8 protein-coding genes are annotated in these 13,282 nt (G+C 65.9%); 5 read left to right on the forward strand and 3 right to left on the reverse strand.

Features of this window, described 5'->3' with window-relative positions; translation table 11 throughout:
• Nucleotides 1-61 precede the first annotated feature (61 nt).
• The gene (locus HGK27_RS17585) at nucleotides 62-4,804 is read left to right on the forward strand and encodes an NAD-glutamate dehydrogenase domain-containing protein (protein WP_206242246.1); all 4,743 of its coding nucleotides are present in this window, start codon (nucleotides 62-64) and stop codon (nucleotides 4,802-4,804) included.
• 254 nt (nucleotides 4,805-5,058) lie between these two features.
• Here HGK27_RS17585 and HGK27_RS17590 read toward each other — a convergent pair whose 3' ends face one another.
• Complete coding sequence (locus tag HGK27_RS17590; protein ID WP_206242248.1) at nucleotides 5,059-6,309, reverse strand: ABC transporter permease; 1,251 nt, start codon at nucleotides 6,307-6,309, stop codon at nucleotides 5,059-5,061.
• A complete protein-coding gene (locus HGK27_RS17595; RefSeq protein WP_206242250.1) occupies nucleotides 6,309-7,310 on the reverse strand; it encodes an ABC transporter ATP-binding protein in 1,002 nt (333 codons plus the stop codon). The genes HGK27_RS17590 and HGK27_RS17595 overlap by 1 nt, the downstream gene beginning before the upstream one ends.
• Nucleotides 7,311-7,352: 42 nt before the next feature.
• On the opposite strand from HGK27_RS17595, the gene queG reads away from it, so the two are divergent.
• Nucleotides 7,353-8,423 carry a tRNA epoxyqueuosine(34) reductase QueG gene (gene queG / locus HGK27_RS17600; RefSeq protein WP_206242252.1) on the forward strand — a complete coding sequence of 357 codons (1,071 nt, stop codon included), beginning with the start codon at nucleotides 7,353-7,355 and terminating at the stop codon, nucleotides 8,421-8,423.
• 255 nt (nucleotides 8,424-8,678) lie between these two features.
• On the opposite strand, the gene HGK27_RS17605 is transcribed toward queG, so the two are convergent.
• Complete coding sequence (locus HGK27_RS17605) at nucleotides 8,679-9,464, reverse strand: 3'(2'),5'-bisphosphate nucleotidase CysQ (RefSeq protein ID WP_206242254.1); 786 nt, start codon at nucleotides 9,462-9,464, stop codon at nucleotides 8,679-8,681.
• A 134-nt stretch (nucleotides 9,465-9,598) separates the two neighbouring features.
• Here HGK27_RS17605 and sucC point away from each other — a divergent pair, with 134 nt between their 5' ends.
• From sucC to HGK27_RS17620, 3 genes are all read left to right on the forward strand, one after another.
• On the forward strand, nucleotides 9,599-10,801 hold the full coding sequence (sucC, locus tag HGK27_RS17610; protein WP_206242256.1) for an ADP-forming succinate--CoA ligase subunit beta: 1,203 nt from the start codon (nucleotides 9,599-9,601) through the stop codon (nucleotides 10,799-10,801).
• Nucleotides 10,802-11,281: 480 nt separating this feature from the next.
• Nucleotides 11,282-12,028: an electron transfer flavoprotein subunit beta/FixA family protein gene (locus HGK27_RS17615; RefSeq protein ID WP_206242258.1), complete on the forward strand. Its 747-nt coding sequence runs from the start codon at nucleotides 11,282-11,284 to the stop codon at nucleotides 12,026-12,028.
• A 1-nt stretch (nucleotide 12,029) separates the two neighbouring features.
• Nucleotides 12,030-12,962: an electron transfer flavoprotein subunit alpha/FixB family protein gene (locus tag HGK27_RS17620; protein ID WP_206242260.1), complete on the forward strand. Its 933-nt coding sequence runs from the start codon at nucleotides 12,030-12,032 to the stop codon at nucleotides 12,960-12,962.
• Nucleotides 12,963-13,282: the final 320 nt, after the last annotated feature.

The raw sequence follows: 13,282 nt of genomic DNA on the forward strand, positions 1-13,282 counted from the left end.
GGCCTTTGGCGTAATGCCGCCGGGCCCGTCACATCATTGAACCATCGGGAGAGAGACACACATGTCCGACCAGCCGAGCCGAGCGCAAACCCCCGCCACCCTGCCTGAAGCGCTGATCACGCGGCTGGCCCCCAGGCTGGAGGCCCGGCTGGATGAGGCGCAGCTCCCCGGCGACCCGGAAATGAGCGCCGAAGCGCTGGCCGCCGCCGCCCGTTTCATGCTGACCTCCGCCGCAAGGCGTGAGCGCGCCCAGAGCGCGATCAACATCGAAACCGTCTCCGGCGCGGCGGGCGAGCGCTTCATGCGCATCGCCGTGGTCAATGAGGATATGCCCTTTCTGGTCGATTCCATCGCGGGCACGGTGGGCGCGCATGGTCTGGTGATCGACCGGCTGATCCACCCCATCGTCCCCGTTGAGCGCAACGGTCAGGGCGACATCACCGACCTGCCCGAGGGCGAGGCCCCCGGCGTGGCGCGTGAATCGGTGATCTATCTGGAAACGCCGCGCGCGGATGCGCGCACCCGCGCCGCTCTGGCCGCCGATCTGGCGGTGACTCTGGGCGATGTGCGCGCCGCCGTGGGCGATTGGGGCGCGATGCGCACCGCCATGGAGGACGATGCCGGTCGCCTCACCGCGATGGACCGCGCCGAGGGCGCCGCGCTGCTGCGCTGGTTCAAGGACGGTATGCTGACGCAGCTGGGCCATGTCACCCGCCTGCGCGATGGCAGCCAGCAGGGCGCACTGGGCATCTGCCGCAAGAGCACCTGGGAACTGCTGAACCGCGCCGGTTTCGAGCAGGCCTTCGCCTGGTTCGACCAGTTCGCGGCCAAGGGCGGCGGCGGTCGCCTGCCTTTGATCGTCAAATCGAACCGCATCGCCCATGTCCACCGCCGCGTGCCGCTCGACCTGTTCATCGTGCCGGTGATCGAGGGCGGTCAGGTCACGGCCCTGTCGGTCCATGCCGGTGTGTGGACCAGCGAGGCGCTGGCCAGCCCGCCTCAGGCCGTGCCGCGCATGCGCGCGCAGCTCGCCGCGCTGATGGAGAAGTTCGGCTTCTCGCCGCGCGGCCATGCGGGCAAGGTGCTGGTCCATGCGCTGACCAGCCTGCCGCATGACCAGCTGATCGGCTTCGGTGACGAGGATCTGGAGCGCGTCTCCCTCACGCTGATGAGCATCATCGACCGTCCGCGCCCGCGCCTCTCGCTGGTGGCCGGGCCGCTGGGGCGCCATCTCTACACCTATGTGTGGCTGCCGCGCGAGACGCTGTCGAACCGCATGCGCGCCCGCATCTCCACCATGCTGGAAGAGGCCTCGGGCACGCAGGTGCTCGACTGGTCGCTGGAGGTCGAGGAAGGCAATCTGGCGCAATTGCGCTATGTGCTGGCCCCCGCCGAGGGCCGCGAGATCGCTGTGCCCGATGAGGCCGCGCTGGATGCCCAGCTTCAGGCCATGCTGCGCGGCTGGGGCGATGCGGTGGAAGCCGAGCTGGCCAACACCGAGGAACCCGCCCGCGCCGCCGCCATCGCCGGGCGCTATGCCGAGGCTTTCCCTGAAAACTATCGCGCGCTCTATGGCCCCGCCGAAGCCGCGATCGACATCGCCCAGCTGCGTCGCGTCGCCAGCGGCGGCGATGAGCATCCGCGCGCGGTGCGCCTCTATTGCCTGCCGGGCAGCGACGAGCCCGAGCGCCTCCGCCTGAAGATCTATGAGCGCAAGGCCTCGCTGGTCCTCTCCGACGTGGTGCCCGCGCTGGAGAATTTCGGCTTCCGCGTGCAGGACAATGTTCCCACCTCGCTGCGCAGCGCCGATCTGGGGGTGATTCACGATTTCCTGCTGGCCCTGCCGGTAGGACAGGAGACAGCACCCGTTCTGGCCCATGCGCCGATCATCGAGGATGCGCTGATCGCCGTGCTGACCGGCGCGGGCGAGGAAGACGCCTTCAACCGCCTGATCGTGGGCGTGGGCCTTTCCGCGCGTGAGGCCAACTGGCTGCGCGCCTGGTATCGCTATTTGCGCCAGACGGGGCTGAATTACAGCATCGACACCGCCGTCGACGCGCTGATGAATGCCGGTGCGGTGACTTTGGGTCTGGTCGATCTGTTCCGCGCCCGCCATCTGCCCGGCACTGCCGACCGCGTGGCGCTGGAAGCGCAGGCCGAGGATGCCATCCGCGATGGCCTCGCCAAGGTTTCCGCGATCAACGAGGACCGCCTGCTGCGCGCCTTCCGCATGATCGTGCTGGCCATCCTGCGCACCAACGCCTTTGCCGAGGCGGGCCGCGAGGCGCTGGCCTTCAAGTTCGATTCCGCGCTGGTGCCGAACCTGCCCAAGCCGCTGCCGTGGCGCGAAATCTTCGTCTATTCGCGCCGGGTGGAAGGCATCCATCTGCGTGCCGGTCCCGTCGCGCGCGGTGGCCTGCGCTGGTCCGACCGTCGCGACGACTTCCGCACCGAAGTGCTGGGCCTGATGAAGGCGCAGCGCGTGAAGAACGCCGTCATCGTGCCCACCGGCGCCAAGGGCGGTTTCTATCCCAAGCAGCTGCCCGATCCCGCGCGTGACCGCGACGGCTGGGCCACCGAGGGCCGCGAAAGCTACAAGGTCTTCATCCGCACCCTGCTCTCGATCACCGACAACATCGTCGAGAACAAGGTGGTCCACCCCGCCGAAGTGGTGATCCGCGACGGCGAAGACCCCTATTTCGTGGTCGCCGCCGACAAGGGCACCGCCACCTTCTCCGACACCGCCAATGGCCTCGCCGCCGAGAAGGACTTCTGGCTCGACGACGCTTTCGCCAGCGGCGGCTCAAAGGGCTATGACCACAAGGCGATGGGCATCACCGCGCGCGGCGCATGGATGAGCGTGCAGCGCCACTTCCTTGAAATGGGCGTGGATGTGCAGGCCGATCCCGTCCGCGTCGTCGGCGTGGGCGATATGAGCGGCGACGTCTTCGGCAATGGCATGCTGCTCTCGAAGAGCCTGCTGATCACCGCCGCCTTCGATCACCGCCATATCTTCCTCGACCCCAATCCCGATGCGGCCAAGAGCTGGGAAGAGCGCAACCGCCTGTTCGCTCTGCCGCGTTCCAGCTGGGATGATTACGACCGCAGCGTGATGTCGCCGGGCGGGGCCATCGTGCCGCGCAGCCAGAAGGAAATCCCGCTCTCGCCGGAAATCCGTCTGGCGCTGGGCATCGATGCCGAAGTGATCGATCCCGATTCGCTGATGACCGCGATCCTGAAGGCGCCGGTCGATCTGCTGTGGTTCGGCGGCATCGGCACCTATGTCAAAGCCGCGAGCGAAGTGCATGCCGCGGTGGGCGATCCCTCCAATGACTCGATCCGCGTCAATGGCGCCGAAGTGCGCGCCCGCGTCATCGGTGAGGGCGGCAACCTCGGCTGCACGCAGGCCGGGCGCATCGACTATGCCCTGCATGGCGCGAACGGCTTCGGCGGGCGCGGCAACACCGACTTTATCGACAATTCGGCTGGCGTCGATTGTTCGGACAAGGAGGTCAACATCAAGATCGCGCTGGCCAATGCCAAGCGCGCCGGGCGTCTGGATGAGGATGGCCGCGTCGTCATCCTTTCCAAGATGACCGACGCCGTGGCCGCGCTGGTGCTGGAAGACAACCGCCTGCAGGCGCTCGGCCTCTCCATCGCGCAAAACGGCGGGGCTGACGCCATGCCCGGCCATGTCCGCCTGATCGAGATGCTGGAGGACAATGGCCAGCTCGACCGCCGCACCGAAGGCCTGGCCGATGCCGACACCTTCGCGCGCCGCGCCGCCGACATTGGCGCGGGCCTGACCCGCCCCGAACTGGCCGTGCTGCTCTCCAGCGCGAAGCTGGCGATTCAGGATGCGCTGGAAGCCTCCACCGTGGTCGATGACACCGCGCTGGACGACGATCTGCTCCACGCCTTCCCCGAGGATATGCGCGAAACCTATCGCGAGGACATCCTCGGCCACCGTCTGCGCCGGGAAATTCTGGCTACGCGTCTGGCCAACCGCCTGATCAACCGCCTCGGCTTCGTTCACCCCTTCGAACTGGCCGAGGAAGAGGGCGTTGGCCTTGCCGAAGTCACCGCCGCCTTCCTCGCCGCCGAGCAGCTCTTCGGTCTGGAAACGATCTGGCAGGCCATCGAGGACGCGCCCATCGCCGAAAAGCCGCGCATCCTGCTGATGAGCCGCGCCGCCGATGTGGTGCGCAGCCATATGGCCGACCTGCTCCGCTCGGGCGCAACGACCATCGCTCCCTCGGTGCTGGCCGCGGATCTGGCCGGGGGCATTTCGGCCCTGTCGCGTCAGGTCGACGATCTGCTGGTCACCGAAACCCGCGAGCGTTCCACCCGCATGGCCAGCGATCTGCTGGCAGCGGGCGCGGATGGCGAGCAGGCTCTGGCCATCGTCCACCTCTTCGATATGGACGGCGCAGTGGGTCTTGCCGCGCTGGCCCATGGCAATGGCGCCGATCCCATCGCGCTCACCCGCGCCTTCACCCGTCTGGGCGAGGCACTGGGGCTGGACTGGGCGCAGGGCGTGGCCGCGCGCCTCTCCCCCGCCGACCCGTGGGAGCGGCTGCTGGTGGCGGGCCTTGCGCGCGATTTCCAGCAGATGCGCTTCCAGTTCCTGGCCCGCGCGGATGCCAAGGCGCCCGGGCAGACGGTCGAGACCTGGCTGGAAGCAACCAGCGCAAGCGTGCTGACCTTCCGCGCGATGATCAACCGCGCACGCAAGGCGGCGGTGGTGAGCCCGGCCATGCTGGCGCAGATCGCCAGTCAGGCGCGGAACGTGCTGGCACGGTAAGAAGGAAGGGGAAGGGCGAGGGTGTTACACCCTCGCGCTCCCATGACTGTCTGCGTTGCGCTTCGGGTTCGGCCACAGAGCTAACCTCGCCGCGCCGCAGGCATCAAGGATAGGAAAGGCGCCGGGGCTCACTGCCTGCGGCGCCTTTTCGTTGCGCTGGTGGAGAGATTGAGCGCTCGGATCGGGCACCACTGCCCCATCGTCGGAAGACGTTCCGGGAGCGCGAGGGGGTAACCCCCTCGCATTCTCTCCCTTCAAACCTTCTTCCCGAAAATCCCCCGCCTCTTCTTCACCGCCCCTTGCACACCCCCGCTCTGCATCACGCGACGGCGGAAGATATGCGCGCCTGCGCGAACGAAGATCAGCACACACAAAGCCTGCCAGCCCAGCGCCGCCAGATGCGGCCACAGATCGGCATGCAAAGCCGCGCGGCCCAGCATGGCGAAGGGCGAGGAGAAGGGGAAGATCATGGCGGCCCATTCCACCGGCGATCCCTCGCGCGCCATGCCGTAGGAGGCGAAGAAGAACACCAGAATCTGCGCCATGGTGACGGGCATGTTGAGCGTCTGCACCTCGCGCACGGTGCTGGCCATGGAACCGATGGTGAGGAAGACGCTGCCCAGCAGCAGATAGCCCATGGCGAAATAGGCGATGCCCAGCGCGATGAACATCGGCCAGCCCACGGCAGGGGCGGTCAGGAAATGCAGCGACTGGCCGCTGGCGAGATGCATCGCGCCGCCCGCCGCGCCCCAGACAGCGATGCCCACCAGCGAGACAGCCAGCATGGCAAAGAGCTTGCCAAGGAACACCGCGTCCATGGGGATGGCGGCGGCGAGAACCTCGATGATCTTGTTGCCCTTTTCCTCAACGAGATTGGAAAGGACCATGCCCGCCAGCAGCATCATCAGCAGGAACAGCAGGGTCTGCGCGGCTTGGGCGGTGAGAGCGCGGCCATGGCCTGTCTCGGGGCGGGAAGGCGCTGCGGCAGCGGTGGCGGAGAGTTTGATGCCGGGCAGGGCTCCGGCATCGGCGGTGCGGGCGTGAGCGATCAGCAGGGCAATGGGGCCGCGCCATTCCTCGATGCGGTCATGCGGGCCGGTCAGCACGGGGCGGTCGAGCGTGCCGGAGAGGATCGCCCCGATATCGTGGTTTGCGGCCTGTTCGCGTCGCAGCGCGGCAGCCGGATCGCCCGGTTTCTGCTGCCTGACTTCGGAAAGGTCAGGCAGGGCGCCGTCCATCGTCGGGCCGATGGCATTCGCCGCGATCATCACGGCATGGAGATCGGCACGCTCCATCATCACGCCGATGCGGGGGACTTCGGAAGCGGTGTTGTCGACATGGCTGGTCACCGAGCCGGCCATGGCGCCGACCACCAGAGGGAACAGCGGGCCGATCAGGAAGAAGATAAAGCTGCGGCTCCACAGCACGGCCATGAAATCGCGCCGCGCCACCACCAGAGCGGCGGCGAGCAGGGAGAGGCGACCACCTTTGGTTGTGTTGTCCATCACAGGACCTCCTCGCCGCTGGCATCCAGCGCCTTGGCCGCCGCAGACCCCGCGATGGCGACAAAGGCGTCATGCAGCCCCGCGCGTTCGATGGAGAGCGAGAGGATGCCGGCATCGCCCTCGATCAGGGCGCGCAACAGGGGCTCCACCCCGCTTTCGGGCAGGGAGAACAGCCAGAAGCGGCCTTCCTGCCGTGTGTCCTGCGGCAAAGCGGTGCGCCACAGGCCTTCGCGCTCACGGGTTTCAAGGCGCACCTGAGGCCGGATACGGTCACGGGCTTCATCCACCGGCCCGGCGAAGGGCACGCGGCCCCCGGCGATGATCGCGACCTCGTCGCAGAGGCGCTCGGCATGGGCGATGACATGGGTGGAGAAGATCACCGTGGTGCCCTTGGCCGCCAGCCCGCGAATCATCTGTTCCAGCCGCCCCTGATTGATGGCATCGAGGCCGGAGAAAGGTTCGTCGAAGATCACAAGGCGCGGTTCGTGGACCAGCGTGCCCAGCACCTGCACCTGCTGGGCCTGCCCCTTGCTCATCTGGCGGATCTGGCGCTCGGCGAGATGGCCGAGGCCATGCTCCTCCAGCAGTTCGCGCCCGCGCTGGCGGCCCTTGGCCAGCGGCACGCCGCGCAAGGCGCCCAGAAAGCCGATCGCCTCATAGGCCTTCATCGCCGGGTAAAGCCCGCGCTCCTCGGGCAGATAGCCGATAGCGTGGGAGACATCATGCGGTCGCTCGCTGCCCAGCACGCGGCGGTAACCGTCGTCGGGATCGATGATGCCCAGAATCATGCGCAGAGTGGTGGTCTTGCCCGCGCCATTGGGGCCGAGGATGCCGTAAATCGCCCCCTCCGGCACGCGCAGATCCACGCCATCCACCGCCGTGGTGCCGTTGAAGCGCTTCACCAGCCCCCGCACCTCGATGGCCAGCGGGCGGGTGTTCCCTTCCGCCGCAGGGCGGGCATCGTTGCCCTTCAGCGGCGCTTCTTCTAGATCAGCCGTCATTCCGGTCCCCATGTCTCTACCGCTGCAACAACACAGAGTTTGATGAAGATCACGCTAAATCCCGCGCTCAAACAGCAAATTGCCGCTCAGGCGCAGGCGCTCGGCTTTGGCGCCTGCGGCTTTGCAGGCGCGGGTGAAGATCCTGTGCGCGCCGCCCGCCTCGGCCAGTGGCTTCAGGAGGGCATGCACGGCAGCATGGACTGGATGGAAAGCCGCGAACACCACCGGCGTTCCCCGCAAGGCCTGTGGCCCGAGGCGCGCACCGTGATCGCGCTGGGCATGAGCTATGCCCCCGCCTTCGATCCGCTGGCGCTGGAAGGCGATGCCGAACGCGCCCGGATTTCCGTCTATGCGCAAGGCGCCGACTACCACGATATCGTCAAAAAGGCGCTGAAGCACCTCGCCCGCTGGATCGTGGAGCATTGCGCGAAACAGGGCATCGAGGCCGGGGTGAAGGTCTTCGTCGACACTGCCCCGGTGATGGAAAAGCCGCTGGGCGAGGCGTCTGGCATCGGCTGGCAGGGCAAGCACACCAACATGGTCTCGCGCAGCCATGGCTCGTGGCTGTTCCTAGGCGCGATCTACACCACGCTGGAGCTGGAGCCCGATACGATGGGCCGCAACCGCTGCGGCTCCTGCGATGCCTGCCAGACCGCCTGCCCCACAGACGCCTTCCCCGCCCCCTACCGGCTGGATGCGCGCCGTTGCGTTTCCTACCTCACCATCGAGCACAAGGGCCCGATTCCTCAGGAATTCCGCGCGGCCATGGGCAACCGCATCTATGGTTGCGACGACTGCCTCGCCGTCTGCCCCTGGAACAAGTTTGCCGAGCAGGCTCAGCGCAACCGGGCGTTTTTGCCGCGTGCCGAGCTGGTCGCGCCGCGTCTGGACGAATTGCTGGCGCTGGACGATGCGGGCTTCCGCAAGCTGTTCTCGGGCTCGCCGATCAAGCGGATCGGGCGGGATCGGTTTGTGCGGAATTGCCTGTATGCTGCGGGGAACTCCGGGAATCAGGATTTGATCGAGCAGGTGCGCGGTCTGTGCGCCGATCCTGATGAGGCTGTGGCGGATGCGGCCTTATGGGCTTTGGGAAGGTTGGAAGACGGGGAATAAAAGAGACATGCGAGGGGGTTACCCCCTCGCGCTCCCATTCCTTGTCAGCGTGGGCGCAACGGTTTCGGCCTTGCGCAACGTCGCCGCGCCGCAGGTTTGCATTCGCCAGTCTGGCTTGTGCCTGAAGATCGATTGCCTGCGGCGCTTTTCGCCTGTGCAGGTGGAGAGACAGAACACCACGATCGGGTGCCACAACCCTATCGTCGGAAGACGTTATGGGAGCGCGAGGGTGTAACACCCTCGCATCTTCTTCCTTCAAGCCATCCTTCCCGCCCGATCCGCCAGCCTTTCCACCGCCGCCCCATGAATCCCCGGCGCGCAAGCGATCACGCCAAAGGCACGCGGATCGCGCTTGTTGTAGGCCAGCGCCTGACCGAAGGCATCGCTCACCACCGCCCCGGCCTCACGCGCGATCAGGGCTGCCGCGCCAATGTCCCACTCGAACCCCCAGCGCAGAGTCGCCACCAGATCGGCGCGATCGTCAGCCACCATGGCGATCCGCAGGGCGATGGAATTGGGCTGCTCGACCGAAATCAGATCCGCATCCTCGGCAGGCAACACCCGCGCCGGGACTCGTGCGCCGGGCAAAATGCTGCGGCGCGATGCGTGAATCGGCGAGTCGTTCAGCGTGGCGCCCTGCCCCGCGCTCGCCTGCCAGAATTCGCCCCGCGCGGGGGCTGCCAGCATGCCGATCAGGGGCCGCCCGGCACTGATCAAAGCCACGGAAACCGCCCATCCCGGGCGCCCGTTGATGTAATCCCGTGTTCCGTCAATGGGATCGACCAGCCAGATCAGACTGCCCTGACGCTCATCCGGCGAGTCGGCAGTCTCTTCGGAGAGCCATCCGGCGGCGGGCAGCAGCGCTGATAGCGACTCGCGCAGGAAGGCGTTCACGTCCAGATCGGCGGAGCAGACCGGGTTGTTCGGCCCCTTTTCCCATATATCCAGTGCCTTGCCGCCGCCCATTTCGCCCGGCCAGCAGGCCAGAGCCATAGCCCCCGCTTCCTCCAGAATGGTGCGTAGACGCGACTGATTGATCACGGTGTCAGGCCTGCCCGGATGAAAGTTTGCTATTAATAATCATTATCACACATCCTCCTTTTCAACCCCACATTCCTATGCTTATGCGGCAACGCAATAAGGGCCGACAGGCTTGCAACAGCGGGTATAGACCGATGAACGTCCATGAGTATCAGGCAAAAGAACTCCTCGCAAAGTTTGGCGTGGCGATCCCCACCGGCCACGCGGCACTGACCGTTGAGGAAGCCGTTGCCGGCGCCAAGCAGCTGCCCGGACCGCTCTATGTCGTGAAGGCTCAGATCCACGCCGGTGGCCGCGGCAAGGGCAAGTTCAAGGAACTGCCTGCCGACGCCAAGGGCGGTGTGCGCCTCGCCAAGTCGATCGAGGACGTCGAGGCTTTCGCCAAGGAAATGCTCGGCAACACGCTGGTCACCATCCAGACGGGCGAAGCCGGCAAGCAGGTGAACCGCCTGTATGTCACCGATGGCGTTGACATCGCTTACGAATATTACCTGTCGCTGGTCGTCGACCGCAAGACCAGCCGCGTGGCCTTCATCGTGTCGACCGAAGGCGGCATGGACATCGAGGACGTGGCCCACTCCACGCCCGAGAAGATCACCACCATCACCATCGATCCGGCCCAGGGCTTCCAGCCGCATCACGGCCGCGCCATCGCCTTCGCTCTGAAGCTGAAGGGCGAGCAGAACAAGCAGGCTCAGGTTCTCGGCAAGCAGCTGTATGACGCCTTCGTGGCGCTCGACTGCGACATGCTGGAAATCAACCCGCTGGTGGAAGACAAGGCCGGCAAGCTGCTGGTGCTCGACACCAAGATGAGCTTCGACTCGAACGCCCTGTACCGCCACCCCGACGTCTTCGCCCTGCGCGACGAGACCGAGGAAGATCCCGCCGAGATCGAAGCCAGCAAGTATGACCTGGCCTACATCAAGCTGGACGGCAACATCGGCTGCATGGTCAACGGCGCTGGCCTGGCCATGGCGACGATGGACATCATCAAGCTGAACGGCGCCTTCCCCGCCAACTTCCTCGACGTGGGCGGCGGCGCCACCACCGAGAAGGTGACGGCTGCGTTCAAGATCATTCTGTCCGACCCTGCCGTGAAGGGCATTCTGGTCAACATCTTCGGCGGCATCATGAAGTGCGACATCATCGCCGATGGTATCGTGGCCGCTGCCAAGGAAGTGAACCTCTCGGTTCCGCTGGTTGTCCGTCTTGAGGGCACCAACGTCGAGAAGGGCAAGGACATCCTGAACAACTCGGGCCTGCCCATCGTGGCCGCCGCCGATCTGGGCGACGCCGCGCAGAAGATCGTTGCCGAGGTGGCCAAGGTTTCGGCCTGATCGCTTTCTCTCGGTTTGAAGGAAGAGCCCTCGCTTCGCGGCGGGGGCTTTTTCTTTGTCCGGTTTCAGGGAGGAAAGAAAAAATGCGAGGGGGTTACCCCCTCGCGCTCCCATTCCTTGTCGGCGTGGGCGCCATGGGTTCACCCTTGCGCAATGTCGCCGCGCCGCAGGCAGGATCATGCGGCGTGATCCCCATGGAAATGGCTGATTTTCCTGGGGCCTGCGGCGCTTCAGGTGGCGCAGGCGGAGAGATCTGGCACTGCATTTCGGCATCCCTGCCCTTTCGCCGGGAGACGTCATGGGAGCGCGAGGGGGTAACCCCCTCGCATCTTCTCTTCCTATTTCCCTCCCTCAATTGACGTAAACGTAAACCAAACCATCTCCGGGCACTTGACGTATCGCTTTCATCGCGCAATGCCGGGGATGTGGCGGCTTAACCGATCGCTTAAGCCCCTGCTGGAATGGAAAGGCACTGGCCCCATGAAGATTCTCGTCCCCGTGAAGCGGGTGATTGATTACAATGTTCGCCCCCGCGTGAAGCAGGATGGCAGCGGCGTTGACCTTGCCAATGTGAAGATGAGCATGAACCCCTTCGACGAAATCGCCGTCGAGGAAGCGGTGCGCCTGAAGGAAAAGGGCGTGGCGACCGAGGTGATTGCTGTCTCGATCGGCGTCGCCAAGGCGGCGGACACGCTGCGCACGGCGCTGGCCATGGGCGCGGACCGCGCCATCCTGGTGCAGACCGAAGAAACCGTCGAGCCGCTGGCCGTCGCCAAGATCCTCAAGGCGATTGCCGCCGAGGAAGAGCCCGGCCTGATCGTGCTGGGCAAGCAGGCCATCGATGATGACAGCAACCAGACCGGCCAGATGCTGGCCGCGCTGTGGGGCCGTCCGCAGGGCACCTTCGCCAGCAAGGTCGAGGTTGAGGGCGATGCCGTGCTGGTCACGCGCGAAGTCGATGGCGGTCTGGAGACGGTGAAGCTGTCGCTGCCCGCCGTGGTCACCACCGACCTGCGCCTGAATGAGCCGCGCTTTGCCAGCCTGCCCAACATCATGAAGGCCAAGAGCAAGCCCCTCGCCCAGAAGACCCCTGCCGATTACGGCGTGGACATCGCGCCGCGTCTGAAGGTGCTGAAGGTGGCCGAGCCTGCCGGTCGCGCCGCTGGCGTGAAGGTGGAGAGCGTGGACGCTCTGGTGGCGAAACTCAAAGAGCTGGGAGTGGCCTGAGATGACGAAGGTTCTGGTTTGGGCCGAGCATGACAATGCCGCCCTCAAGGAAGCCACGCTGCATGCGGTAACGGCAGGTGCCCAGCTGGGCGGCGTGACGCTGCTGGTGGCTGGCGCGGGCGTTGCCGCTGTTGCAGACGCCGCCAAGCAGGTTGCCGGTGTGGACGCCGTGCTGGTGGCTGACGATGCCGCTTACGGCGCCGCTCTGGCCGAGAATGTCGCACCGCTGATCGTGGGTCTGATGGGCGATTTCGATGCCTTCCTCGCGCCCGCCACCACGCATGGCAAGAACATCGCGCCGCGCGTTGCCGCGCTGCTCGATGTGGCGCAGATTTCGGACATTCTGACGGTCGAGGGCCCCAAGACCTTCACCCGTCCGATCTATGCCGGCAATGCCATCGCCACGGTGGAAAGCACCGACGCCAAGCTGGTGATCACCGCGCGCACCACCGGTTTCGCCAAGGCGGCGGCCACGGGCGGCAGCGCCTCGGTCTCGCCGGTCAGCGGCGCGGGCGATGCGGGCCTCTCCAGCTTCGTGGGGGCCGAAGTGGCCGCCAGCGAGCGCCCCGAACTGACCAGCGCACGCGTGGTGGTTTCGGGCGGTCGCGCGCTGAAGGATGCGCAGACCTTCGCCGACACCATCTACCCGCTGGCTGACAAGCTGGGCGCGGGCGTGGGCGCCAGCCGCGCCGCTGTGGACGCCGGCTATGTGCCCAACGACTATCAGGTCGGCCAGACCGGCAAGATCGTCGCGCCTGAGGTCTATATCGCTGTCGGTATTTCCGGCGCGATCCAGCATCTGGCGGGCATGAAGGATTCCAAGACCATCATCGCCATCAACAAGGATGAGGATGCGCCCATCTTCCAGATCGCCGATCTGGGTCTGGTGGCGGACCTGTACAGCGCGGTGCCTGAGCTGGTGTCGAAGCTGTAAGCTGTCTTTCAGCCGGGTGGTGACATCCGGCGAAGCAGACCTTGCAAAGGGGGTTGATCCGGCGCCGCCGGGTCAGCCCCTTTTTCGTGGGGCATGCACTCACGCGGAAGGCGGGCAAAAAAAAGCCCGGCCGGAGCCGGGCTTTGGAAGTTTGGGAGAGGATGCCTGAAAGGCATGAACTGGTTAGTCCACGTCCATTTATCTGACAAGTGCGTTTCCCGAGGCGATAGATGCATTTAATGCAACCAACACTCTGCACCGGCGCGGCAGACGCCCCAAAAATGCGATGAATGGAGAGGCTGGACTGGTTGATCCTCCAG

It is taken from the genome of Novosphingobium terrae, from assembly GCF_017163935.1.
GTDB lineage: Bacteria > Pseudomonadota > Alphaproteobacteria > Sphingomonadales > Sphingomonadaceae > Novosphingobium > Novosphingobium terrae.

Coding starts and splice junctions, on each gene's coding strand:
- HGK27_RS17585 (WP_206242246.1), top strand. CDS start 62: ATGTCCGACCAGCCGAGCCGAGCGCAAACCCCCGCCACCCTGCCTGAA.
- HGK27_RS17590 (WP_206242248.1), bottom strand. CDS start 6,309: ATGGACAACACAACCAAAGGTGGTCGCCTCTCCCTGCTCGCCGCCGCT.
- HGK27_RS17595 (WP_206242250.1), bottom strand. CDS start 7,310: ATGACGGCTGATCTAGAAGAAGCGCCGCTGAAGGGCAACGATGCCCGC.
- queG (WP_206242252.1), top strand. CDS start 7,353: ATGAAGATCACGCTAAATCCCGCGCTCAAACAGCAAATTGCCGCTCAG.
- sucC (WP_206242256.1), top strand. CDS start 9,599: ATGAACGTCCATGAGTATCAGGCAAAAGAACTCCTCGCAAAGTTTGGC.
- HGK27_RS17615 (WP_206242258.1), top strand. CDS start 11,282: ATGAAGATTCTCGTCCCCGTGAAGCGGGTGATTGATTACAATGTTCGC.
- HGK27_RS17620 (WP_206242260.1), top strand. CDS start 12,030: ATGACGAAGGTTCTGGTTTGGGCCGAGCATGACAATGCCGCCCTCAAG.